We start from the raw sequence: 26,527 nt of genomic DNA on the forward strand, positions 1-26,527 counted from the left end.
CAGACAGCAGAAAAAATAACCCGGTCTGGAGGCTGAGAAAAAAAGGCACCAGAGATGTATCCTTATCAAAATAAAAAGGACTGATTGACTCCTGCTTATATGCATCCCTCTGCTAAGCCGTCCAATCAGTCCTGTAAGTTTTGTCTAAACTATGATGTTACCGGCTCTCCGGTGCGTTCAGCCATACGCTCAGCCATTCTTTTTCTTTCACGCTCAAGAACCGGGCCTAAATACTTCCCAGTATATGATTCACTTACTTTAACAATGTCTTCAGGCTTACCGGTAGCAACGATCGTGCCTCCACGGTCTCCGCCTTCAGGGCCAAGGTCAATAATCCAGTCGGATGCTTTAATAACATCAAGATTATGCTCTATCACAAGAACTGTATCTCCATTATCGACGATCCGCTGCAAGACCTCAAGCAGGCGGGAAATATCATCCACGTGCAGACCTGTTGTCGGCTCATCAAGGATATAAAGCGATCTTCCTGTAGACCGGCGGTGAAGCTCAGATGCAAGCTTAACCCGCTGCGCTTCCCCTCCAGATAAGGTTGTAGCCGGCTGTCCTAAACGGATATAACCAAGCCCGACATCTACAATGGTTTGAAGCTTTCGGCTGATTTTTGGAATGTTCTCAAAGAAGGACAATCCGTCCTCCACTGTCATTTCGAGTACATCTGAAATATTTTTGCCTTTATATTTTACTTCAAGCGTCTCACGATTATAGCGTTTACCATGGCAAACTTCACATGGCACATACACATCAGGCAGGAAATGCATTTCAATTTTAATGATGCCGTCTCCTCTGCATGCCTCACAACGACCGCCTTTTACATTGAAGCTGAAGCGTCCTTTTTTGTAGCCGCGTACCTTTGCTTCATTGGTTGTCGCGTAGACATCCCGAATGTCGTCAAATACCCCGGTATACGTAGCAGGGTTTGATCTTGGCGTCCGTCCGATTGGAGATTGATCAATATCAATTACCTTCTCTAATTGATCAATTCCTTTAATCGACTTGTGTGCTCCGGGCTTTACTTTGGATTTATGGAGCTGCTGAGCAAGAGACTTATGCAAAATGCTGTTGATTAACGTGCTTTTTCCTGATCCGGACACCCCTGTAACGGAGGTAAATACACCCAGCGGTACATTAACTTTTATATTTTGCAGGTTATTTTCACTTGCTCCAGTAATTTCAAGCTTCCTCCCATCTCCCTTTCTTCTTTCATGAGGAAGAGGAATGAATTTTTTACCGGACAAATACTGCCCTGTAAGAGAATTTTTATTTTTCATAACCTGTTTCGGTGTACCTGCAGCAACGATTTCGCCTCCATGCACACCTGCGCCCGGTCCCACGTCAATTAAATAATCAGCAGCCATCATGGTATCTTCATCATGCTCTACGACAATCAATGTATTTCCAATATCACGCATGTTTTTTAATGTGCCGATTAACCGGTCATTGTCGCGCTGGTGCAGACCAATTGAAGGCTCATCTAGAATGTACAACACTCCCGAAAGCTGAGAGCCGATTTGTGTTGCAAGTCTGATACGCTGCGCTTCTCCCCCCGACAATGTTCCTGCTGCACGGCTTAGGGTTAAATAATCCAGTCCTACATTTATAAGGAAGGACAGACGTTCGTTGATTTCTCTTAAAATCAGCTTCGCAATCTGGGTTTCCTTTTCCGTTAAGGTAAGGTCCTCAAAGAACTGTCTTGCTTCCTCGATTGAATAGGCCGTTACTTCTCCAATATGGTGTGAGCTCACTTTTACTGCTAGACTTTCCTTTTTCAGGCGGTGCCCCTTACAGGTCGGGCAGTTTTGCTTGCCCATGTATTTTTGCATCTGCTCACGGATATATTCAGAGCTTGTTTCACGGAAGCGGCGCTCTACATTGCTCAGTACCCCTTCAAACTGAATATTATTTTCCCGCACCTGTCCAAAATCATTGCGGTAACGGAAATGAATACGATCTTTGCCGGAGCCATAAAGAATTTTATCCATCTGCTTCTTAGGAATATCCTTAACCGGCTTATTCATATCGATCTTATAATGCTTGCACACCGCTTCAAGCATGGATGGATAATATTGAGAGCTTGTAGGCTCCCACGGGGCAATGGCATGCTCCTTTAATGTACGGGTCCGGTCCGGAATAACCAGATCCAGATCCACCTCAAGCTTTGATCCCAGTCCGTCACACTCGCCGCAGGCGCCGAATGGAGAATTAAAGGAAAAAATCCGCGGTTCAAGCTCATCTATCGAAAATCCGCAAATCGGGCAGGCGTGATGCTCATTAAATTTAATTTCCTCATGCTCCATTACATCAACAATGACGTTTCCTTCAGCTAACCGAAGTGCACTTTCAAGCGAATCGGCCAGACGGGATTCCGCACCTTCTTTCACAACAACGCGGTCAACGACTACTTCAATGGAATGTTTTTTGTTTTTATCTAATGTGACCTCGTCACCAATATCCATCATTTCTCCATTAACTCTGATGCGGACATAGCCTTGTTTTTTTATATCTTCGATGACTTTTGCATGCGTGCCTTTTCTCCCTGAAACGACAGGGGCTAAAACCTGCAGCCGTGTCCGTTCCGGATATTCAAAAATCCTGTCTACCATCTGTTCAATGGTTTGCGATGTGATTTCAATGCCGTGCTCAGGACAAACCGGTCTACCTACACGCGCATACAACAGTCGCAGATAATCATAAATTTCTGTAACCGTTCCAACTGTTGAACGGGGGTTTTTGCTGGTCGTTTTCTGGTCAATGGAAATAGCAGGCGACAGACCCTCAATGGCATCAACATCCGGCTTATCCATCTGTCCAAGAAATTGACGGGCATAAGCCGATAGTGATTCAACATACCGGCGCTGCCCTTCTGCATAAATTGTGTCAAAAGCAAGGGATGATTTCCCTGATCCTGAGAGGCCGGTCATCACTACTAGCTTATCCCGTGGAATGGTTACATCTATATTTTTTAAATTATGGGCTCTTGCGCCCTGAATAATTATTTGATCTTTTGCCATAAAAGGTCATCCTTCCGCTTTTAACTCTAACACCAAATCACGAAGCTCTGCAGCTCGTTCAAAGTCTAATGCACGGGCAGCTTCCTTCATCTCAATTTCCATTGATTCAATCACTTTAGCCCGTTCCTGTTTAGACAGCTTCTTCATTTTTGATGCCGGTGATACATACTCTTCTGTATCTTCTGCTGCATGTGTGGCGCGAATAACATCCCGTATTTTTTTATCGATGGTTACAGGTGTTATGTGATGCTCTTCATTATAGGCAATCTGCTTTTCACGTCTTCGTGCGGTTTCATCAAGTGCACGCTGCATAGAATCGGTAATTTTGTTAGCATACATAATAACATGGCCGTTTGAATTACGGGCTGCACGTCCAATTGTTTGTATCAATGCACGGTCAGAACGTAAAAAGCCTTCTTTATCAGCATCCAGAATGGTAATGAGAGAAACCTCCGGAATATCAAGTCCCTCTCTTAAAAGGTTGATTCCAACGAGTACATCATATTTACCAAGACGCAGATCCCGAATAATTTCGATCCGCTCAAGTGTTTTAATTTCAGAATGCAGGTATTGAACCTTAATGCCGATTTCCTTCAGATAATCGGTTAAATCCTCAGACATTTTCTTGGTCAGTGTGGTAATAAGTGTCCGTTCGTTTCGTTTAATCCGGTCCTGAACTTCTCCAAGCAGATCATCAATCTGTCCTTCAATCGGACGAACCTCAATGGTCGGATCAAGCAATCCTGTCGGCCGGATAATCTGCTCGACCATTTCAGGGGTATGCTCCAGCTCATACGGACCGGGGGTTGCGGAAACAAAAACAGCCTGATTTACATGCTGTTCAAATTCATCAAATTTTAACGGGCGGTTATCAAGAGCAGATGGCAATCTGAAGCCATGATCCACCAGCACTTTTTTCCGCGCCTGGTCCCCGTTATACATTCCGCGCACCTGCGGCAATGTAACGTGGGATTCATCGACAACAAGCAGAAAATCCTTTGGAAAATAGTCAATCAGGGTATACGGTGTGGCACCCGCTTCCCGCAATGTCAGGTGTCTTGAGTAGTTTTCAATGCCTGAACAAAAACCCATTTCATTCATCATTTCGAGGTCATAGCGTGTCCGCTGTTCGAGACGCTGTGCTTCTAAAAGTTTATCTTCTTCTCTCAGCACCTTTAGCTGTTCTTCTAATTCAACCTCAATATTTGCAATGGCTTTTTTCATTTTTTCTTCCCTTGTTACGAAGTGGGAAGCCGGAAAGATTGCGACATGATCCCGGTCTCCGAGAATTTCACCGGTAAGTGCATCCACCATGCGGATCCGGTCAATTTCATCCCCAAAAAACTCAACCCGTATACAGTGCTCATCATTTTTGGCCGGGAAAATCTCAACCACATCTCCTCTTACACGGAACGTCCCTCGTGTAAAGGCAATATCATTTCTTTCATATTGTATATCTACCATTTTACGCAGCAGTTGATTTCGTTCGATTTCCATTCCCTGGCGGATCGAAACAACGAGCTCACTATACTCTTCCGGTGAACCTAGACCATAGATGCATGATACGCTGGCAATAATGATGACATCATCCCGCTCAAAAAGTGATGATGTTGCAGAGTGTCGAAGCTTATCAATCTCATCATTAATACTGGCATCCTTTTCTATAAATGTATCTGTCTGCGGCACGTATGCTTCCGGCTGATAGTAATCATAATAGCTGACAAAATACTCAACTGCGTTATTTGGAAAAAACTCTTTAAACTCACTGTACAGCTGACCAGCAAGTGTTTTATTATGTGCGATGACAAGGGTAGGCTTTTTCACTTCCTGAATGACATTCGAGATGGTAAAGGTTTTACCTGTCCCTGTGGCCCCAAGCAGCGTTTGATGTTTTTTGCCTTCTTTTATACCTTGTACGATTTTCTTAATTGCCGCAGGCTGATCGCCTCCCGGCTGGTAATGCGACTGAAGATCAAACTCTTGCACCATGAATATGCCTCCCTTTCTCATCCCTATCCTTCTTCTATATTATTCATACCCTTTATCCTAGAATGAAACAGGGTTAAACGTCAAAATAATCGACTTAAACAAAATCTCATTCAATTTTACCACAAGGCATTCATGAAAAGAAAGAAAAAGAGAACGTATATTCGCATGTATTTTCTGGATGTTCCGGAATGGAAAACGACTTCGGTTTCATGAATGAGGAAAAATGGCTGAAGAAGTTTATTTTATACATAAAAAAACACGGCGTCAGGAAACGCCGCGCATGCTATCGCTATGCTGTTTCATGTATCGGTTTGCAAACCACAGCCCTACGGTGAGGGAGGCTGCATCCACGATTATTATAAGCCAGCTCCCTACATAGCCTTTGTAGGATGAAGCTGCAATAAGGGCAATGGTCAGAATCATGGCAATGGTCCGGCTGTAAGTGACACGTGTAAAAAGAATAACTAGAAGGGCAGGAGCAAATATAGCCATTAGCAGTTTGGTCCCCATTTTAATCCACCTCGATCCATGCTTTCATCTTACGACTTTCAGTCTCCATCTGCAATAAGGTTCTGGGTAATTTTGTTTAATTCACTATGAGGAATGAATTTTTCGGAGAGCATATCAGGAAGAACTTCATTTAAAAAGAACTGTACAGAGTTCATGTTACTGAACTTCATAATCGTAGTCAGAGCTTCCTGGTAGATTTCAAGGAAAATGGGCTCAGGGTTTCCTTTTTGAATCTCACCAAAAGATTCATAAAGCAAATCGATTTTATCTGCAACAGATAAAACATTCCCTTCAAGCGTATCATCTTTACCCTCTTTAAATCTTTCTAAGTAAACGTCCTGAAATGCAGCCGGAAATTCCTGGGTGACAAATTTATGAGCCATCTCTTCTTCAACCTCGCTGAATAAGCGGTTAAGCTCAGACGAAGCATATTTTACAGGTGTTTTAATATCTCCTGTAAAAATTTCCGGATAGTCATGGTTTAACGCTTTTTCATAAAGTGATTTCCAATCCACCTTTTTTCCATGGTATTCCTCAACAGTGCCAAGAAACTGGGCAATTTTCGTTACTTTAAAGGAATGAGCAGCTACCGTATGTTCATGGTATTTGAATTTACCAGGACAGCGATATAATTTTTCCATATCAGATAAGCTTTTAAAGTAATGGTGTATTCCCATGAGAATCCTCTCCTGCCTCGATGTAATTTAGCCTATCTTAGCACTCCATTGATGTTCGAACAAGTAGGTTATATATTATCTGTGTAAATCATTCATTAACAAAAGCTGATTCTCCTGCACTTAAAACCGCTTCCTTTTTTGGCGGAATTTTCTGTTTAAAATTAAATCAGCGAAAAAAAGAGACTGGCGACAGCCGTTTTAAGCGGCTATCCAACAGTCTCTTTTTCCTTCAAATCAGGCGGAATCAGATGTATAGCTTCTCATCCGGTCCTCCACCATTATAATTCCTAATAAATGATGCTGCCCTTCATGAAGAGCACGCTGCATAAATCGGATTTCTCCCTGGTGATTAAGTACTTCCAGCTTGCAATGAACACGATTCTTCTGAAGCGCTTTGTAAAATTCACGTTCGTCTCTTACAGACTCACCATTTATTTTACTGACAAGCTCTCCTCTTACGATTCCCAATTTATCAGCAGGCGTGCCAGGGATCACATCAACGACCATGACTCCCCGCTCCTTGTTCATAAAATGGTAGCCGGATCTTCTGCACAAAGCTCTTAATTTTAGGGCAAGATAAATTCTTCCAATAAAAGCTACAGAAAATGCCGCAATAAATAAGTATGGTGCAAAGTAGCCCGCTATTGCAAGTACCGTTACAAGGGTACTGAGCCATATAACTTCCTGCCCTGCCTTTCGGATTACCGGCGCTGGGAGGTCGTGCACAACCGTTAATTGAAAGCCGATGACAAAAGGAACAGCTATCAGTGAAAAGGAGAAAGATCCAAACGTAAATACCGGCCACCAGCCGCCTAATCCTTCTAGGCTTCCCATCGGAACGAGAAGAAACAAGGGAACAAGCCATAGTCTCTGGGTAAAAAATGCTCCAGCTTTTAGCCCTCTCGGAGTTCTGATAAACCGGGCCGAAGTTTTTTTTCCCGCATTCAGCGTAATTAAAAGTCCCTCTGCAAATAACAGGAGCCCCATGATGATACTTATGGTTCCAATAAGGCCAGCCTCCTCCGGCAGTTCAGGCGCCCATGAAGGAAGTGTGACGTTAAAGTAATACAGCGCATATAAACCCCCGGCTGCAAGCGGTATTAATAAAGCAGGGGAAAGCGCCCGAAACTGCCAAGTGATCAGACCTAAAAGCATTAAAGCGCTAATAATGTAGATCCAGGCAGAAGAAATAACAATCCCTGCTGCCAAAATAATAGCTGAGAGCCCGATTCCGATTAGAATTCCCAACCCAAACAGGCTTTTTAGCTCAACAGCAGGCGATACAATTCCAGTGCGCAAATCCCTCCGCTCTCTTTTCACGCGAAGTACCCCGGCAATAATTACTGCAGCAATTGCAGCATACAAAACAGGATTAAGCAGCATCGCAAGTGCTCCTTCTCCTGCCTCCTGAATCCATAGGTTTACCAAATCGAACACAACCCTTCTATTTCCGTTTCCTGCTTCAGTGTAAGCAAAGTCCCTAATGTAAATAAAAGAACCATTTAACATCAAATGGTCCTTTTGAAAGGAAGATTCTGATAAACCTATTGTATCAAATCCAAGATAACTCTTATATAAGAAATTTTACTCGTTCTTTGTTATAAACTCGATTGCTGACTGCAGCTGATGATCGTTTTTCGGATTTTCTTTATAAGATTGAATCGCCTTATCAAGTTCATTTAAGGTGGCCGTATTTGCTTCGCCATTTTGAGTTAAACCAACCGTCTTCTGGAAGTTCTGTACAGCTTTCTCTGTGCTTGCACTGAAATAGCCGTCTGTACGGTCTACATCAAGCCCGAGTCCATTCAGCATATTTTGAAGGACCGCTATTTTTTCATTGTTCATTCCTTTTTTCAGTACCACAGCGGATTGCAGTGGAACGAGTTCAAAAACAGGCGGCTGCATAACTTCAAGCGTAGGCGCTATTCCCTTTTTATGAATCCATTTCTTATTAGGCGTCAGCCATTTTGACATGGTAAGCTTCATTTGGCTGCCATCGCCAAGATCAAAGGACTGCTGCACGGTTCCTTTCCCAAATGTAGTGACCCCAATTAAAGGATAGCCCTCCACCTCCTGCATGCCCGCTGCTAAAATTTCAGCCGCAGATGCGCTTCCACCGTCAATTAATGTGGCAATAGGATAATCCTTTTTCTCCTTCAAAACTGATTTAAGCGGCTCCCGATCTCCGTTTCGTTTTTCAATATGCATAAAAGGCTTTTTACCGGTTACAAATTCATCCAGCACTTCATGCACACTTGAGAGAAGCCCTCCCGGATTACCTCTGACATCTAAAATTAAGCCATCGATGCCTTCTGCTTCCAGTCTTGTCAGCTCTTCTTTTAAGTCCTTCGCAGTACCCTCTGCAAAAGTGGTGATTTCAAGATAACCTATATAGCCATTTCCTTTTTTAAATCTCTTGCTATGTACTGTTTCTATTGGAATATCATCACGTGTAACCGTAATAACCAGATCCTTAGCGTGGTCTCCCCGCTCTACCCCGATTTGAACCTTGCTTCCTTTTGGTCCCCGAATCTTTGCAGTTACTTGGTATAGTGTGAGTGATTGTATGCTTTTGCCGTCGATCGTTTTAATTTTATCATTCGGTTTGATCCCCGCTTTTTCAGCCGGCGACCCTTTAAAACGGTCTACGATAATAAAATCTTCTCCCTCCTTCGTTACTTCAGCACCGATTCCTGAAAAGGAAGAATCAAGCGACTGTTCAAATTGACGAGAGGTTTCCTCGTCCATGTAAACAGAATAGGGATCACCTAGTGAAGCGACCATCCCCTGAATGGCCCCATCAAGCAGCTTTGCAGAATCCACCTTCTCCACATAGCTTTCTGTAATAAGGTTTTGTGCTTTTTGCAGCTTTTTCAGGGTTTCAGTTACTTCAGCTTCTTTTGTCTGATGTCCTTCTCCTTTTTTCAAGACAAGATGCTCTACTGCAAAAAACAGAGCAGCTCCGAGTACCATGCAGGTAATCATCAGGAGCAGCTTATTATACTTTTTCAAGCTCTTCATCTCCTCTCTAAAAATCACTTACACCCTACTGTATGATGTGCTCGTCCGATATAGAAGGACGAGCAGCTTTATCCCTCCGTCTCTTTAATGAGCTGGTTTTTTGTTACAGGTCCCATGATTTTTTCCTTGATATTTCCCTGCTCGTCAATAATGAAGGTGGTTGGTATGGTAAGGAGCTGATAGGCTTTTTGCGTTTGACCTTCACTGTCGAGCAGGAGAGGAAAGGTAAGTCCGATTTCTTCTTTGAAGCTTTGTATTTTGTCTTCGCCGTGATCTTCTTTTGTTAAATTTATGCCAAGCAGCACTGTATTGGGGTGATCCTTCACGTACTCTGTGTGGAAGGCCTGCAGCTCGGGCATTTCTTCACGACAGGGAGGACACCAGCTTGTCCAGAAGTTCAGGATAACCGTTTTTCCGCGTAGTTCAGAAAGTTTGACCGTTTCTCCCTGTAGATTTTGCAGCGTGAAGTCTGGTGCTGGCGTAGCAATGTTCTTTGTTTCAGCCGGTTCAGCTGTGACTGGAGTACTCCGTTCAAATCCTGGCTCATTGATTAAACCTCCGTTTGTTAGTAGTAGGTAGAATCCGAAACCTCCGACGAGAAGCGCCCATGTGCCTGATCTCATCCATTTCATCACTTTCCTCAAGCCCCCTTTAAGCAAGTCCCATTGGAAAGAGTATACGTAGGAAAATGGAAAATAGAGCAGTGGTTTATAAAGTTGTTTTTGGGATTGAATGTTATGAAGTTATGAGTGAATGCCTTTTAAGGAGGTCGTTGATTTCCGTTTCAGGGGGATGCTTTCCGCGGGGCGGAAGCTGAGCTAATTGGCTTCGCCAATGGATCTCAGCCTTTCCGCTTCATCCCGCAGGAGTCACCCCCTTCCACTTCAATCAACTTAGGAGTTGGAATAGTTTTCGTTCTTTAAAGAGTGAATGGTATTGATTTAGAAGATATATCTATTTCACCTTTGTTAACTGGCTTTAATAATTGAAGTTATGGGTGAATACCTCTCAAGGGGGTCGTTGATTTCCGTTTCAGGGGGATGCTTTCCGCAGGGCGGAAGCTGAGCTAATTGGCTTCGCCAATGGATCTCAGCCTTTCCGCTTTATCCCGCAGGAGTCACCCCCTTCCACTTCAATCAACTTGGGAGATGGAGTAGTTTTCGTTCTTCAAAGGGTGAATGATAAGAATTTAGGAGCTTAGTCAATTTCTATTTAAACAATTTACCTTACTATCGGTTATAGAGAGTTATAGGTAAATGCCTTTTTAAAACATACAAAAAGACCGCCAGTTTGGCGGTCTTTTGATTTATTAGAATGAGATATATTTACGTGGGTTGACTGCGTTTGATTTTGATCCGTTCCATCCGCCTTCGTGAATTTCGAAGTGAAGGTGAGATCCGAATGAGTAGCCTGTGTTACCCATTCCGCCGATGTATTGTCCTTTTTCAACATATTGACCGGACGATACTGCAAGGCTGCTTAAGTGAGCGTATACTGAAGTAATTGTTTTACCGTTGATGTTATGTGTAATCATAACCCAGTTCCCGTATCCGCCGCTATTAAAGCCTGCTTCAACTACATATCCGCTTGCTGCAGCAACAATTGAAGTTCCAACTGGTCCTGCTACATCAATTCCATAGTGGAAGCGTGGGCTTCCGTTTAATACGTCATAACCAAACTCAGATGTTGTGCGGCCAAAAGCCGGTACTGTCCAAGCTCCTGAGCTGACTGCCGGCTTTGGAGAAGCTGCAGGCGCTGATTGAGCTGGCGCTGGAGCCGGAGTTGAAGCCTGTGCTTTTGGCTGTGATGAAGAAGAGTTTGATGACTGTGCTGCTTGTGCAGAAGCCGCTTGTGCAGAAGCCGCTTGTGCAGAAGCTGCATCTGCTGCTGCTTTTGCTTCAGCTGCCGCTTTTGCTTCTGCCGCTGCAGCAGCTTCTGCTGCTTCACGCTGGCGTTTTTCTTCGGCTTGACGCTCTAATTCACGCTGGCGTGCAAGCTCTGCAAGACGTTCCTGCTCAGCCACAATACGGTTTTGAACATCAGCTGACATGTTCTGAAGCTCTCCATCCTTGTCCTGAAGCTTTTCTATTTCTTTTTCAAGCTCTTTTTGCTGCTCTTCAAGCTGTGCCATCAGGCTGCTTTTTTCTGCTTTTTGACCATCAAGATCTGCTTTTAATTGGTCAAGCTCTGCTTTTTGGTTTTCTAAAGCTGCAAGCTCTTCTTTTACTTGTGCTTCTTTTTCTTCAAGTGCTTTCTGATCACGAGCCTGTTCTTCCATGATTTGACGATCTGCTGCTACAAGTGTGTTAACCGCAGAGAATCTGTCGATAAAATCGCTGAAGCTTTCTGCTCCAAGCAGCACATCCATGTAGCTGACTGTTCCGCCGCTAACTTGAATAGCGCGTGCACGCTCTTCAAGAAGAGCTGTACGTTCTTCAATCTTTTTAATTAGAATTTCAATCTCTTCACGAAGCGCATCGATGGTAGCATTTGTTTCATCAATTTTCTTAGAAACACTTTCAATATCAGCAGTTGTTTTTGAGATCTTTTTATCTAGCTCTACGATTTGAGCAGTTGTTTTTTCCTGCTCGCTAATTACATTTTCAATGTTTTTGTTTTTAGAGGAAATTTCCCCTCCAACTTTTTCACGCTGCTGCTGAAGCTCCTGTTGTTTTTGTTCTAATTCATTTAGTGATTCCGCAGAAGCAGTACCTGAAATGACTGGCAGGCTTCCAAAAATTAATGCTGAAGTAATCGACAAGCTTAGTAAAGACTTTTTCACAATATGTTCTCCCTTCGAATCTAGCATCCGTTTATTTTATCGTTCTAAAACTCTTAAACTCTTAAGAATTTACGTACGGACATGAAGCTTCCCCAAGCTCCAATTAAGATGCCCATTAGTAGAATAAGTGCGTTTATTTGATAGATAAAGGGGGTAAATTCCAATATCTGAATAAACGAATTTTCAAGCCTTGGCTGCATAAATTCATATACGTTGTAATAAAGCACTGAAACAGCAGCAATTGGCAGAATGGCACCAATTAAACCAAGCCAGATTCCTTCCAGCAGGAATGGAATGCGGACAAACCAGTTTGATGCTCCTACAAGTTTCATAATCTCAATTTCTTTTCTTCTTGCAACTATCGTAATTTTAATCGTGTTTGAAATTAAGAACATTGCGGTGAAGAGAAGACCGAAGATAAGAACAGCTCCGACATTTCGACTGATTTCCAATGTTTCGAACAGCTGATCGATTTTGCCTTTCCCGTACTCAACTGCCGCGATATTTTCATAAGTTTGAATTTGTGTCGCGAGTCGTTCGGTTTGTCGAGGGTCCGTGGCTTTTACGATAAATTTATCTCTTAATGGATTGTTTTGTTCAAACAACGCCATTTCTTCGCCGAAGCTATCGATCAAACTTGTTAACTCTTCTTCTTTAGATGAATACACAACAGATTCAACACCTGATAAATCACTTATTTCATCTTCAAGTGACTGGATCGTTTCCTGCTCTGCTTCTATTTCTATATAAACGTTCATTTCAACGTCATTTTCAATATCTGTTGCAGCTTTGTTCATGTTCAGCATCAGTGCTGTAAATACACCAACCAGTAAAAGCGTTACAGTGACGGCACTGACAGATGCAAATGTCATCCAGCCATTTCGCACTAAACTTTTGAAGCTTTCCCTAAAATGCCTTGATACTGTTCTAGCCTTCATAACCATACTCCCCTCGCTGCTCGTCCCGCACGATTAAACCATTCTCAATCGCGATGACACGGTGACGAATCGTGTTGACTATTTCACGGTTATGTGTGGCCATAACAATAGTTGTTCCTCTTGAATTAATTTCTTCGAATAGATTCATAATTTCCCATGACGTCTCCGGATCAAGATTACCAGTTGGCTCGTCGGCTATAACAATTTTTGGCCGGTTTGCAATTGAGCGTGCAATGGATATACGCTGCTGTTCTCCTCCGGAAAGCTCATCGGGCATCATGCGGGCTTTATGCTTTAACCCTACAAGATCGAGAACTTCCATTACTCTATCTTTAATAATCTTTGGTGGCTCTTCAATTACTTCTAAAGCGAATGCGACGTTTTCAAAGACGGTTAAACGATTTAACAGCTTAAAATCCTGAAAGACGACTCCGATGTTTCGGCGGAGAAACGGCACTCTTTTTCTTTTTAATGGACCAACGTCTACATTATTTACGAGAATAGAACCTTTAGTGGGTTTTTCCTCGCGGTACATCATTTTAATAAATGTAGTTTTTCCGGCACCACTGGGACCAACGACATAAACAAATTCACCTGGGTTGATCGTTACATTAAGACCGTTCGCAGCCATAACGCCATTTGAATACTTTTTATATACCTGCTTCATTTGGATCATTTTGTATACTCACCTAATCTTAAAATTTGATCTTGCTGGTTTCTCAGAGGTGTAAATCGACAGTAATTATTCCCTACTAAAAAATATGTAGAATGGGAGTAAACAGCTATTGTCTAAATACGGTGGATACACTCGAATTTTTGCTACACGAGTATTATAACTATTCTAAACTAGTTTGTTAACGACTTTTATATTACATTTATATTTCTTTAGTGAAACAAAAAAAGAAACTTTTTCCATTTAAAGAAAAAGTCTCCTTTAACTTTTTTCTTATTCATGCTCAGAAAGCCACTGTGCAACTGCTTCTGCGCGTTCACCCTTTAACATCCCACCTGGCATTCTTCCCTGGCCATTCTCAATAACATCCAAAATTTCTTCATAGCTTTTTTGAGAACCTATATTTGCTAACGGGGGAGCACTGGAGCCTTCCAGATTTCCTCCATGACAGCTTGAACATTTCCCCATATAAAGTTTCTCAGGGTCCAGCTGCTCCGCTGAAGAATCAGAGCTTTCTGTATCTCCGCCGCCACAGGCAGCTAAAAGAAGAGTACTTAATAAAAAACCTGACAGAATTTTTTTCATTTCTTCACCTCATCCATACCTGAAGATTCTTTCATCCACTTATCAGTATACCAAAAAATCATGCTCTCTTAAAACCTTCTCCTAAAACCTCTGAAGCGTCGCTTACAATTACAAATGCGTGAGGGTCAATTCTCTTCACCACATTTTTAAGCTTGGAGAATTCTGTTTGGTCAATCACACACATTAAAATCGGTCTTTCGTGATCAGTATACCCTCCGTGAGCTGAAAGCTTTGTAACTCCACGGTCCACTTCTTCAAAGATCGCCTGGCTGATTTGCTCCTGGCGATTGGTAATAATATAAATCATCTTTGAACGTCCAAAGCCTATTTGAACTAAATCGATCGTTTTACTCGTAACATATAGACCGATCATTGCATATAGCCCGTACTCAATTTCAAATACAATCGCAGCTGATATAACAATCAATCCATCAATTATCGCAACACAAGTGCCCAGACCAAGCCCTGAATATTTATGAATAATTTGAGCTGCAAGATCTGTTCCGCCAGTAGATGCTTTACCTCTGAACACAATACCAAGGCCAATCCCGACGCCGATACCGCCAAAGAGAGCACCAAGCAAAGGGTCATTAGTCGCCGGCTCCCAGCCCTCTGTTAAAAAGACGGCAAAAGGCAGGAAAAACGAGCCTACAGCAGTTTTTATTCCAAATTGAAAGCCCAGAAAAATCAGACCGGATATAAACAGCGGTATATTAAATGCAAGCTGAACGAGAGAAGGTCTCCATTCAAACAGTCCATACAAAATGGTACTGATCCCGCTCACTCCCCCTGAAGCAACTCCATTGGGAAGGAGGAATACATTAAACGCAATTGCGACAAAAACCGAACCGATGATAATAAAAAGATAATCTAAAATAGAGTCCCTTACCGTGGACTGTGAACGCTGAGCATTCCTGTTTCTTTTTTTCATAACTACCATTCAATCCTTCCACGTGTTTGATGCCATTTCTTCTTAGCCGTTTGAGAGTATAGCATGAAAGGCGATTTATGTGAATATCAGTAAAATAGAGCGGCACTGTGGTAAAGGAGTAAAGGCTGGAAGGATGAGTTAATTTCTATGCTTTTCTCAAAAAAATCCTTCCACGAAATGAATATATGTCCATTTCGTGGAAGGAGTAATTTCACAGTGTTTGAAAAATGTATATTTATTTGTGCTTATATATAATAGAAGGAAAAATTTATTGGTTCAGTCGTGAACGTAAATATGCATTGATAAATGGATCTAATTCCCCGTCCATTACACCCTGTACGTTCCCGGATTCCGTACTTGTCCGGTGATCCTTTACCATTGAATAAGGGTGGAAAACATATGAGCGGATCTGGCTGCCCCAGCCAATTTCTTTTTGTTCCCCGCGTATATCAGCAAGCTTTTGCTCCTGTTCTTCAATGCGCAGCTGATAAAGCTTTGATTTAAGCATTTTCATAGCATGATCGCGGTTTTTGATCTGGGAGCGCTCTGACTGACAGGAAACGACTGTATTTGTTGGCAAGTGAGTAATCCGCACGGCAGAGTCTGTCGTATTAATATGCTGACCTCCAGCTCCACTCGCACGATACGTATCAATTTTCAGGTCCTCTGTACGAATATCAATCTCAATTTCATCGTTAAACTCCGGCATAATATCACAGGATACGAAAGAAGTATGTCGCCGTCCTGAAGAGTCAAACGGCGAGATTCGTACAAGACGGTGTACACCTTTTTCGGCTTTTAGATAGCCATAAGCGTTATGCCCTTTAAAAAGCAAGGTAACACTTTTGATTCCCGCCTCGTCTCCAGGCAGATAATCAAGCGTCTCCACTTTAAAGCCGCGTTTTTCTCCCCAGCGGGTATACATACGCAGCAGCATAGAGCCCCAATCCTGAGATTCCGTTCCGCCGGCTCCAGGGTGTAGCTCTAAAATTGCATTGTTTTTATCGTAGGGTTCGCTGAGCAGCAGCTGGAGTTCGAACTCATCGAGTGATTTCATAAATTCCTTCATTTCTGCTACCATATCTTTTTCAAGCTCAGCGTCAGGCTCATCCTTTAACAGTTCATGCGTTAATTCAAGATTCTCCTGTGTTTCAAGTAGATCCCGGTAGCCATGTACCGTTTCTTTTAACGCATTTAACTCGTTAATGACTCCTTGAGCTTTTTGCTGATCATCCCAGAAATTCGGTTCAACCATCCGTTCATCAATTTCTGCGATTTGAGCTTCCTTGTTATCTAAGTCAAAGAGACCCCCTGAAGTCCGCTAAAACCTTAGCTGTTCTCTCTAACTCTGCTTTTACTTCAAACATTTCCATTTCGATATCCACCTTATAAACTTATTTTTTTCAGAAGAAAGCTGACCCGGTCAACAGGCCCGGGTCAGCCAAAACAGGGAGGCTTATTGGCCAGCCCCGTGACAATTTTTGAATTTCTTGCCGCTTCCACAAGGACATGGTTCATTTCTGCCAACATCATTTGTTTTGCGGACTGGCTGCGGTTTTTTCTTTGCTCCGCTTTCTTCCTTAGGATTAACCGCCTGGCCTTTTGCGACTTCCTGACGCTCTAGGTTATTGCGGATCTCCGCTTTCATAATATACTTCGTTACATCCTCGTTAATGGAGGCCTGCATTGCTTCGAACATTGCAAATCCTTCATTCTGATACTCACGAAGAGGATCAATTTGTCCGTATGCACGCAAATGAATCCCCTGGCGCAGCTGATCCATTGCGTCAATATGGTCAATCCACTTTGTATCAATAGAACGCAGAAGGATAACTTTTTCAAACTCGCGCATGCGCTCGCCAAGCTCTTCTTCACGCTCGTCATAGCGGGCTTTGACCTTGTCTAAAATGAGCGCTTTAATATCCTCATTTGATTTGCCGGTCATATCTTCCTCAACGATCGTGCCTTCAGGAAGAAGATTCGCAAAAATGAAGTTTTCAAGTCCTTTTAAATCCCATTTTTCCGTTTCTTCAAAAACAGGGGCATATTGGTCAACGGCATTTACAACAGTACTTTCAAGCATGTTTTCAATTATAGAGCGAAGGTTCTCTGAATCCAGCACCTCAAAACGGTCCTTGTAAATAACCTCGCGCTGCTGGCGCAGTACATCATCGTATTGCAGAAGCTGTTTACGGGCATCAAAGTTATTTCCTTCAACCCGTTTTTGAGCAGATTCTACAGCACGTGTTACCATCTTGCTTTGAATAGGCTGAGTATCATCCATACCTAGTCTTGCCATCATATTTTTCATATTATCAGATCCAAAACGGCGCATTAGATCGTCTTCCATCGAAAGATAGAATTGGGTTACACCAGGATCTCCCTGACGGCCTGAACGTCCTCGGAGCTGATTATCGATCCGGCGGGACTCATGACGCTCTGTTCCGATAACAGCAAGTCCGCCCACCTCTGTAACTCCTTCTCCAAGCTTAATATCGGTACCGCGTCCTGCCATATTTGTAGCGATCGTAACAGCACCGCGTTTACCCGCATCAAGGATTATTTCAGCTTCCCGCTCATGATTCTTTGCATTTAAGACATTATGCGGAATGCCTTTTGCTTTAAGCTCAGAAGAAATAATCTCTGAGGTTTCAATTGCAACCGTACCAACCAGTACCGGCTGACCATTTTTATGACGCTCGGCAATATCCTCAACAGCAGCCATGTACTTACCTTTTGTTGAAGCAAAGATAAGATCAGCCCGGTCGTCCCGGATAATTTCGCGATTTGTTGGAATGGAAAGGACGCGCATATTATAAATATTCCGGAATTCCTCTTCTTCTGTTTTAGCCGTACCGGTCATTCCAGACAGCTTTTTATACATTCGGAAGAAGTTCTGGAACGTGATCGAAGCCATTGTCATGGATTCATTTTGAATTTCAAGGCCTTCCTTTGCTTCGATTGCCTGATGCAATCCATCGCTGTAACGGCGGCCCTTCATTAAACGGCCGGTAAATTGGTCAACAATAACAACATCGCCTTCCTGCACGACATAGTCGAAGTCAGCCTTCATACTGACATGAGCCTTTAATGACTGGGTAATATGGTGGTTCAGGGTTACATGGGTGATATCGAACAAATTATCAATGCGGAAGGCACGCTCTGCTTTGTTGATCCCCTCTTCTGTTAATTGAACCCCTTTTGTTTTTTCATCATACGTATAGTCTTCATCAGCAATTAAATTGCGGACGAAAGCATTTGTTTGGATGTAAAGCTGGGTTGATTTTTGCGCCTGCCCTGAAATAATCAAAGGCGTTCTCGCTTCATCAATTAATATGGAGTCAACCTCATCAATTACTGCGAAATTTAAGGGACGCTGAACCATTTGCTCCTTATAAAGAACCATATTATCACGCAGGTAGTCAAAGCCGAGCTCATTGTTGGTGCTGTAAGTAATATCAGCAGCATATGCGTCCCGCTTTTCGTCCTTTGTGAGACTGTTCATATTAAGGCCTACCGTCAGACCAAGGAAATTATACAGTTTGCCCATTTCCTCAGCGTCACGTGAGGCCAGGTATTCATTGACCGTCACAACATGGACGCCATTACCGCTGATTGCATTTAAATAAACCGGCATAGTAGAGGTAAGTGTTTTACCTTCACCAGTTTTCATCTCTGCAATATTCCCTTCATGAAGGGCAACGCCGCCTAAAATCTGAACACGGTAAGGATGCAGCCCAAGCACACGGCGTGCAGATTCCCGAACCACTGCAAATGCTTCTGCCAACAGGCTCTCAAGAGATTCGCCGTCCTCATGACGTTTTTTAAATTCCTCTGTTTTATCGCGTAAATCAGTATCGGAGAGAAGCTCCATTTCAGATTGCAAAGCCTCGACCTGATCTGCTACTTTTTCAAATTTCTTTACATCTCTTTTGGTTCCATCAAACACCTTGTTTAAAATTCCAAGCATGTTAACGCTCCTTTATCTTAGGCTTTTCATTAAGCCATTACTCTTCGGTCGTCTGTCATGTTGAGTTACGTTTTATCTATAGCATAAAATAAAGCTTGCTGCTAATCAAAAAATCCACACAGATATACTTATCTATTCTACCATTTAGCGTACACCAGTACAAGGAGCCCGCAGTGCGGGACAGGGAATAATAAAAGGCTTATATTTTCTTTTCTCACAAAAATTTCACGATTCTTTCAAATGAAAAAAGATGCTGAAATCATCATCTGATTTCAGCATCTTTTTATTTTGTTACGACTGCGTCATATACTCGAGCACATCTAAATCAATATACCCGTCGTCCTGCTTGCGCATTTCAAAGTTCTCAGTGTGAAGATAATTACGAAGTGCATGAGAAAGCGACACATTTTCTTTTTTATAACCAAGACGGACAAGCTGATATTCAAGCTTGGTTTCTACCTCCCCCTCAATCGGAACGATGTTGTTTTTGTTTGATGGGGCAAAATAAAGCTGATGTAAACGGAAAATACGGGAAAGCTCGTCTACAGGAGTCGGATGATCATCAACCCGCAGATCAATAAAACGGTCGTTGTATCCACCGTAGCCTCCTTTTTCCTTTACCACGAGTAATGCAGCTGACTGTTGTCCTCTTGAGTCGCCACCTGCCGCCTGGCCTGCAGCGAGTGATGCCAGCAGCCGTTCTGCCAGGCTGCCTGTAGAGCCTTCAAAGGATTCAGCCATTGCCTCTACTGTGCCGGGCACAAGAATATTTCCCTGTATAGCATAGTTTTTGCCGGATAATCCACCTGCCCAATCAAAGCAGCGATCGCCGGTGAATGTGGCAGCGTTGCCCATTCCATCCACAATCCCTACCTGGCGCAGCTCACGATCTTCATCGTCCTGCGTTAAAAGCTTCAGAGTCTCTTCAGCATTGCTTCCAGCCATCATATAGGCGATGCCTTCTGGTCCATATGTAGTGTTCGCATAAGACTGGGTCGCTATTGCGCCGACGCCCGCAACCGCGTATGGAACCACGGCGCCGACACCGAGAAATTTCGATTGGGTCGCAACTCCCCACTCTTTTTCAATTGGGTCATATCCGACAATAGAATACGTCAACTTTATCACTCCTTTTTCATCAGCTTCCGAATACGAAAGAATCCTTTCACTCCAGTACACCGGAAAGCCCTATCTCTCCATACCACTTTTTATCTTCCGAGAAACAATGCGCCGTAAAGTAATGCGCCTGCTATCACAAAAGCCGGGTGAACCTTAAATCGTTCCATTAAGACAAAGCTGATTACAGCAAGTATCGCTGTTTGAACACTTCCCGATGCTTTAATGGCATCTGAAAAAAATCCCCATGTCATGACGCCAAGCAGTACAGCGATTGTAGGGCGGACAAGACTTGACATTTTTTTCACACGTGGTGAATCTTTGTATTTCATAATAAGACCTAATAATGCAACCATGAGGATGAGTGAAGGAGCGACTGTCGCAAAAAGAGCCACGCCCGCGCCTAAAATGCCTCCCTCAGTATAGCCTACATAGCCTGCCATTTTTGTTGCGATCGGTCCTGGAAGTGAGTTACCAAGAGCCAGAAACTCACTGAATTCCTGTGTGGTCATCCAGCCGTAGCGCCCGACAACCTCATTTTCAACAAGAGGAATGGACGCAGGTCCTCCACCATAGCCTAAAATCCCGGGAATAAAGAAGGCTAAGAAAATCTCCCAATAAATCATCTCGGCACCCCTCCGTTTCCTTTAGGTGCCTTGACCTTCTGCTTTCTGTTCCCAAATAGCAGTGCATAAGCAAGAATAGCTAGTATGAGGATGGCGGGATGTACATTGAACCACTCAAGCAGAAGCAGACTCGCACCAATTAACATTCCGGCAACCGTCCACCCGAGAGCTGCGGTGGATTTTTTCACAAAATCCCAGGTTAATACAGCAAGCATTACCCCTACCACCGGCACAACCGCCTGGGACATTCCATTCACCCACGGAAGATCCTTATAGGCATTTAAAGTGGTTAACAGCAAAATCATCGCTGCCACAGTCGGCAGAGTTGAGGCAAGGAGTGCATTTAAAAGTCCTGCTATGCCCCCTACCCGGTAGCCGATATAGCCTGCCATTTTTGTTGCGATCGGTCCCGGCATGGCGTTTCCAAGTGCCAAAATATCTGAGAATTCTTTGTCATCCATCCATTTGTACTTTTCAACTACTTCTTTATGAACAAGCGGAATGGAAGATGGACCTCCTCCAAACCCTAAAATACCAACCCGAAAAAATGCTGAAAACAAACCAGCCTGATGATTCTTTTTTTCACTCATGATGCTCAACTCCGTTTAAAGATTCCATTTACCAGGCTGCAATATGGCCATCCGTGCGTGATTCTGTGCCCCCTGATAGGACACCGGTTTTTGGATCGCGCCAGATAATCTGACCTCTCCCAAACGGCCCGCCATCTGTTGTAACATCAATGGTATGACCTTTTCTGACAAGCGCCTGAACAAGATGGTTTGGAAACGATGGTTCAACCTGAACCGTTTTCCCCTGTGACCACTGCCAGCGCGGTGCATCAAGTGCCGCCTGTGGATGTAAGCCAAAGTCAATCGTATTTGAAATAACCTGTAAATGCCCCTGAGGCTGCATATAGCCTCCCATTACACCGAACGGGCCGACTGCCTGGCCATCCTTGGTTAGAAAGCCTGGAATGATAGTATGATACGTCCTTTTGCCCGGCTTTAATGCGTTAGGATGTTCGGGATCCAGGCTAAAATCATGTCCGCGGTTTTGAAGTGCGATTCCTGTACCCGGCACGACGGCTCCAGAGCCAAAGCCCATATAATTACTTTGGATGTAGGAAATCATATTGCCTTCATCGTCTGCTGCAGCTAAATAAACAGTTCCGCCCTTAGGCAGCTCCATCGGCTGAGGATTGATTGCTTCCTCGCCAATCCCTTCGCGGCGCTTTTTTGCATAGGCGGAGGATAAAAGCTCTTCGGTTGAAATCGGCATATCCTCAGGCTCTGTAATAAATGCCTTCCCGTCTGTAAAGGCAAGCTTCATCGATTCGATTTGCTTATGATAGGTTTCAGCGCTTTGGAACTCATTAAATTCAAAGCCCTGCGCAATATTTAATGCCATTAATGCGATCATGCCCTGACCGTTTGGAGGGATCTCCCACACATCATAGCCACGGTAATTGACCGACACCGGCTCTACCCATTCAGGCGTAAATGATTCTAAATCCTCTTTAGAGAGAAAACCGCCATGCTCTTTAATATATGAATCTATTTTTTCTGCAAGCTCTCCTCTATAAAAGCTCTCAGCCTTTGTTTTTGCGATTTCTTTAAGTGTTGAAGCATGTTCTTGTGAGGCCCAGACTTCCCCTATTTGCGGCGCACTCCCGTCCTTGATAAATGTATCAAACCAGGATTGATAGACATCACCCTTAAATATTTCCTTAAATTTCTTAGCAGCTCCATTCCAGTACTTTCCAAGGACTGGAGATACAGGATACCCTTCCTCTGCCAGCCTGATTGCCGGTGCCAGCACTTCATCAAAAGGCAGTTTGCCGAATTTCTCAGATAGCTCGGCCCACGCAGCAGGCGCGCCTGGAACAGTTATTGGCTCTATTCCGAATACAGGCATTTTTTCATGCCCGCGTTTTTTCATTTCTTCGATTGAAATGCTTTTTGGAGCGGGTCCGCTTGAATTTAAACCATGAAGCTTATCCTTTGCCCACACAAGAGCAAACGCATCTCCGCCTATTCCATTGGAAGTGGGCTCAACAACTGTAAGGGCAGCTGCTGTTGCAATAGCCGCATCGATTGCATTGCCGCCTTTTTGAAGAATTTCAAGTCCCGCCTGAGCTGCGAGCGGTTGTGAGGTAGCGACCATTCCCCTTTTAGCAAAAACGGTCTGGCGTTGAGATGGAAACGGGTGATACAAGTAATCAGTAGTCATAAGTATGTACGCTCCTTTTTCCTCGTTCTGTAAGTCTATGTACTATTTCGGTTACCGAATAACAATCTACTGGTCTATTATAGTTTAAATCTTGCAAAAATTCTATGCAGAATCCTGCTTGCACACCTAGCTAAAGAAAAAAGCATACATTGCTGTACGCTTTTCCCTTCATTTACCAAGATAAGTTATACAGAATCTCTCAAAATGTGAACCCAGTTTTATTTGGATTCTTCCTGGAGCGCGTTAAGCTCTTCAAGGAACCATTTCTCCATTTTCCGCACCGTTGAAGAAACACTTGATGCTGTTACACCAAAGCCTTCACCCGCTCCTTTTTGAGTAAGCGGAGAATCAGTGGCGTGCTGGGCAGTTAAATAAGACACAGCGGCCAAATAGCTTTGCGGCTTGCGGACTTTATCGCCATTCTCAGAGAAGAACCTTGCCGCAATATGGCAGGCAATCAGAGACAGATTTTCATCCCCACGTTCATCCCAGTAATCTTTTAAAAACTGAAGTGCTTCCCGCTGCGCTTCACTCGGAACCTCAGAGGTCATTTGGCTCATCCAGTCAGGTATTTCCTGTTCCCGTTCTACAATAGCGTTAATGATCTGGACCATTCTGCTCACTGTAAGCCAGTCTGACCGGTCCTCTCCTTCAATATCCAGCTTTGACGTGCGGTCGATTAGCAGATCGCGCTCGTCCTTACGGTAAATGGAAGGAAACATAAAGCCATACGGTACCCATTTATCCTCAAACGGCAGCAGTACAGCAAATAGAAAATCTATTTCTGCCCAGGAATGAAATTCAGGCATGATGATCGTATATTCCCTGTCATCGAGCAAATCTCTTGCTGCGATTTCCCTTGTACTTTCATCCATAGATGTCACTTCAACCAGAACCGGCTTTGGTTCATGCCAGTGCTGCATAAGATCCCGCATACGCGGTCTTTCTGTTGCTTCCTTTTTGTCCGTTAAAAATTGAGACCAGTGAGTCGTTTTACCGTGAGAACTTAATCCAAACATAAACGTTGAGTAGACAGTAAGGAACTGTTTTTCTTCAAACGTGGGGGTAACTTTATCAAGTATATACGTAAGGTCCTCTTTAAAATCTCCCTGCTTAGGCACCATCACTTCATTTAAAAACTGCAGCTGCAGATCCATTTGTTCTGTAACGAGAAGCGTATGAATCGATACAACCTTTTTGCTGGCACAGCATTTTTTGAATTTCTTCCCGCTGCCGCATGGGCACGGTTCATTTCTTCCAACTTCCTGCATTTAGGCACTTCCTTTTTCCTTGATACCTTTAATTGTAACATGCATTGGGATTGGATTAAAAAAATCGCTCCCTAAAAGGGAGCGATTTGATTAAGTAAGTGTATGTTGAATCAGGCTTCTGTTTCGATCAAGCCGTATTTTCCATCTTTACGTTTGTAAACAATGTTTGTTCCGTTAGACTCAGCGTCTGTAAATACATAGAAGCTGTGGCCAAGCATATTCATTTGAAGAACAGCTTCCTCGCTGTCCATTGGTTTCAGATTAAAGGTTTTCGTACGGACAATGTCCATTTCATTTTCATCATTATCTTCATAGGTTGGTTCAATCGTTTCAATTCCGTTTTCAGGATCAACCGTCGTTGCAAAGAATTCAGGCTCATTTCCTTTTTCACGGAATTTACGGTTCACTTTTGTTTTGTGTTTACGAATCTGACGCTCCAATTTATCTAAAATCAGGTCAATCGCAGCATACATTTCTTCATGACGCTCTTCTGCACGCAGCGTTAATCTCGGCATTGGAATAGTCACTTCCACCTTCGTCTGTTTATCATTGTAAACCTTTAGATTTACATGAACGTTTGCGTCAGGTGTATCATTAAAATAACGCTCTAGCTTATCAATTTTTTTCTCCACGTAGTCGCGGATTGCTGGAGTTACTTCGATATTCTCGCCTCGGATATTGTAGTTCAACATGTAAACTCCTCCTTTAATCTAAAGCTATACTACCTATTTCTCCTCTACCCCGAGAATCTCCTGCCTAAGCGTAAAAGTTTTATAATTTTTCCGTAAAAAATATTGGAGAACTTAGCGATTAATGTCACACTAAGGGGTTTGGTGTCAAAAAAAGACCCTAAGACTGGGTTGTCTTGGGGTCTTTAATCAGGTTCACTGCGCTTCAGGTGGACACTTGCCGTCATATCCTGTTGGAGTCGCCACACCCGCTCTGTTCACCTAGTGAAGCCTTTTTAAAAATAGCTTTACTCTTATAAGTATATGTTTCTTTTAATAGCCGCCTCTAATATGCTGCTTTACATTCTGATGATAAAACTCACTAAGTTTTCTTTGCTCCTCTGCTGAGAAGGAAGGAACTTCTATTGCCTGAAGGTTCTCTTCGACCTGCTGCTTGTTTTTAAAGCCCGGGATCACGCATGTTACCTCCGGCTGATCGAGAATCCAGCGAAGGGCTGCTCTTGCCATATTCCCTCTGCCTTCAGCAATCCACTGAAGCTCGCTTGCAAGCTCTACTCCTTTTTTAAAGCCTAGTCCTGCAAAGGTTTCTCCTACATTAAAGGATTCACCGTTTTCATTGAAGCGGCGGTGATCGTCTTCTTCAAACTGATGATCTTTTGAAAATTTATTTGTCAGCAAGCCGCTTGCAAGAGGCAGACGGACAATAATACCTACTCCGCTCTTTTTCGCTTGTGCAAAGAGCTCCTCCATAGGCTTTTGGCGGAATAGATTAAAAATTACCTGGAGGCTTTTCACATTTGAATGCTCAAGACATAGCAGGCCTTCCTCCACGGTTTCTACACTGACGCCATAGTGCTTAATTTTCCCTTCAGCCTGCAGTTCGTCCAATACATTGAATACGCTGCCTTCTTTTAAAATTTCAATAGGGGGACAATGAATCTGGTAAAGGTCGATTTTGTCACGCTCAAGTCTTTTTAAACTCGCTTCGCAATAGTCACGTACACGTTCCTTTGAATACGTCTCTGGATCGTGAATATCACCCTGACGGCAGAATTTAGTCGCAATGTAGATACGGTCCTTCATGCCCTTCGTTGCTTTTGCAAGCAGCTCTTCACTGTGACCATCTCCGTATACATCAGCCGTATCAAAGAAATTCACTCCTCGGTCAATGGCGTAGTTTAACGCCCGCAGCGATTCTTCATCATTGTTTGAGCCCCACGAACCGCCGATAGCCCACGTTCCAAAGCTGACTTCACTTACACGGATATCTGTATTTCCCAGTTGACGATAATGCATTCACACCACTCCTGACTATTTTTTAGAAGTTATGAAGATAAATTATTTCGTGTACTAGCTTGAGTGTACACCTTTTCATAATATTGGAACAGTTTTGAATACTACTAACAAGAAAGCATGCAAGTAGATTTTTGTCGATATATGTATCATTAAACTTGCTGAGAGGTAATTCCGAGTCTTTTTAAACTATTATTC

General features: G+C 43.3%; 21 protein-coding genes. All 21 read right to left on the bottom strand.

Going from position 1 to position 26,527, the window contains the following annotated elements; genetic code table 11:
- Positions 1-149: 149 nt before the first annotated feature.
- A complete protein-coding gene (gene uvrA / locus C4B60_RS11540; RefSeq protein ID WP_104058160.1) occupies positions 150-3,029 on the bottom strand; it encodes an excinuclease ABC subunit UvrA in 2,880 nt (959 codons plus the stop codon).
- A 6-nt stretch (positions 3,030-3,035) separates the two neighbouring features.
- Positions 3,036-5,018 carry an excinuclease ABC subunit UvrB gene (gene uvrB, locus C4B60_RS11545; RefSeq protein ID WP_104058161.1) on the bottom strand — a complete coding sequence of 661 codons (1,983 nt, stop codon included), beginning with the start codon at positions 5,016-5,018 and terminating at the stop codon, positions 3,036-3,038.
- Positions 5,019-5,282: 264 nt separating this feature from the next.
- Complete coding sequence (locus tag C4B60_RS11550; protein WP_104058162.1) at positions 5,283-5,528, bottom strand: CsbA family protein; 246 nt, start codon at positions 5,526-5,528, stop codon at positions 5,283-5,285.
- 38 nt (positions 5,529-5,566) lie between these two features.
- Positions 5,567-6,205 carry an HD domain-containing protein gene (locus C4B60_RS11555; RefSeq protein WP_104058163.1) on the bottom strand — a complete coding sequence of 213 codons (639 nt, stop codon included), beginning with the start codon at positions 6,203-6,205 and terminating at the stop codon, positions 5,567-5,569.
- Between the two features lie 234 nt (positions 6,206-6,439).
- Positions 6,440-7,642: a PDZ domain-containing protein gene (locus C4B60_RS11560; RefSeq protein ID WP_167578645.1), complete on the bottom strand. Its 1,203-nt coding sequence runs from the start codon at positions 7,640-7,642 to the stop codon at positions 6,440-6,442.
- Between the two features lie 147 nt (positions 7,643-7,789).
- Positions 7,790-9,217 (bottom strand): S41 family peptidase, encoded by a 1,428-nt coding sequence (locus tag C4B60_RS11565; RefSeq protein ID WP_245153952.1) that lies wholly within the window; start codon positions 9,215-9,217, stop codon positions 7,790-7,792.
- Between the two features lie 77 nt (positions 9,218-9,294).
- The gene (locus C4B60_RS11570; protein WP_245153974.1) at positions 9,295-9,858 is read right to left on the bottom strand and encodes a peroxiredoxin family protein; all 564 of its coding nucleotides are present in this window, start codon (positions 9,856-9,858) and stop codon (positions 9,295-9,297) included.
- 677 nt (positions 9,859-10,535) lie between these two features.
- Positions 10,536-12,008, bottom strand: coding sequence for a murein hydrolase activator EnvC family protein (locus C4B60_RS11575; protein WP_245153953.1), 1,473 nt, complete (start codon positions 12,006-12,008; stop codon positions 10,536-10,538).
- Positions 12,009-12,061: 53 nt separating this feature from the next.
- Positions 12,062-12,946 (bottom strand): permease-like cell division protein FtsX, encoded by an 885-nt coding sequence (gene ftsX, locus C4B60_RS11580; protein WP_104058167.1) that lies wholly within the window; start codon positions 12,944-12,946, stop codon positions 12,062-12,064.
- Positions 12,936-13,622 (bottom strand): cell division ATP-binding protein FtsE, encoded by a 687-nt coding sequence (gene ftsE / locus C4B60_RS11585; protein ID WP_104058168.1) that lies wholly within the window; start codon positions 13,620-13,622, stop codon positions 12,936-12,938. The genes ftsX and ftsE overlap by 11 nt, the downstream gene beginning before the upstream one ends.
- Positions 13,623-13,892: 270 nt before the next feature.
- Positions 13,893-14,204 (bottom strand): c-type cytochrome, encoded by a 312-nt coding sequence (locus C4B60_RS11590; protein ID WP_104058169.1) that lies wholly within the window; start codon positions 14,202-14,204, stop codon positions 13,893-13,895.
- 58 nt (positions 14,205-14,262) lie between these two features.
- On the bottom strand, positions 14,263-15,135 hold the full coding sequence (locus tag C4B60_RS11595; protein ID WP_104058460.1) for a YitT family protein: 873 nt from the start codon (positions 15,133-15,135) through the stop codon (positions 14,263-14,265).
- Positions 15,136-15,403: 268 nt separating this feature from the next.
- Positions 15,404-16,508 (bottom strand): peptide chain release factor 2 gene (prfB, locus tag C4B60_RS11600; RefSeq protein WP_104058170.1). Its coding sequence is split into 2 segments (ribosomal slippage): positions 15,404-16,435 and positions 16,437-16,508, totalling 1,104 coding nucleotides; the frame shifts between segments, so codons are not numbered across the junction.
- 83 nt (positions 16,509-16,591) lie between these two features.
- Positions 16,592-19,105, bottom strand: coding sequence for a preprotein translocase subunit SecA (gene secA, locus C4B60_RS11605; RefSeq protein ID WP_104058171.1), 2,514 nt, complete (start codon positions 19,103-19,105; stop codon positions 16,592-16,594).
- A 291-nt stretch (positions 19,106-19,396) separates the two neighbouring features.
- On the bottom strand, positions 19,397-20,224 hold the full coding sequence (locus C4B60_RS11610; protein ID WP_104058172.1) for a DUF1028 domain-containing protein: 828 nt from the start codon (positions 20,222-20,224) through the stop codon (positions 19,397-19,399).
- A gap of 89 nt (positions 20,225-20,313) precedes the next feature.
- Positions 20,314-20,847 (bottom strand): chromate transporter, encoded by a 534-nt coding sequence (locus C4B60_RS11615; protein WP_104058173.1) that lies wholly within the window; start codon positions 20,845-20,847, stop codon positions 20,314-20,316.
- Positions 20,844-21,437, bottom strand: a complete 594-nt coding sequence (locus C4B60_RS11620) for a chromate transporter (RefSeq protein WP_104058174.1) — start codon at positions 21,435-21,437, stop codon at positions 20,844-20,846. Before C4B60_RS11620 ends, C4B60_RS11615 begins: the two co-directional genes overlap by 4 nt.
- A gap of 28 nt (positions 21,438-21,465) precedes the next feature.
- Positions 21,466-23,076: a gamma-glutamyltransferase gene (ggt, locus tag C4B60_RS11625; RefSeq protein ID WP_104058175.1), complete on the bottom strand. Its 1,611-nt coding sequence runs from the start codon at positions 23,074-23,076 to the stop codon at positions 21,466-21,468.
- 218 nt (positions 23,077-23,294) lie between these two features.
- Positions 23,295-24,347 (bottom strand): YecA family protein, encoded by a 1,053-nt coding sequence (locus C4B60_RS11630; RefSeq protein ID WP_104058176.1) that lies wholly within the window; start codon positions 24,345-24,347, stop codon positions 23,295-23,297.
- A gap of 110 nt (positions 24,348-24,457) precedes the next feature.
- On the bottom strand, positions 24,458-25,039 hold the full coding sequence (gene hpf, locus C4B60_RS11635) for a ribosome hibernation-promoting factor, HPF/YfiA family (RefSeq protein ID WP_104058177.1): 582 nt from the start codon (positions 25,037-25,039) through the stop codon (positions 24,458-24,460).
- 309 nt (positions 25,040-25,348) lie between these two features.
- Positions 25,349-26,332, bottom strand: a complete 984-nt coding sequence (locus C4B60_RS11640) for an aldo/keto reductase (protein WP_104058178.1) — start codon at positions 26,330-26,332, stop codon at positions 25,349-25,351.
- Between the last annotated feature and the right edge of the window lie 195 nt (positions 26,333-26,527).

Source organism: Jeotgalibacillus proteolyticus, assembly GCF_002926065.1.
In the GTDB taxonomy this organism is placed as follows: domain Bacteria; phylum Bacillota; class Bacilli; order Bacillales; family Jeotgalibacillaceae; genus Jeotgalibacillus; species Jeotgalibacillus proteolyticus.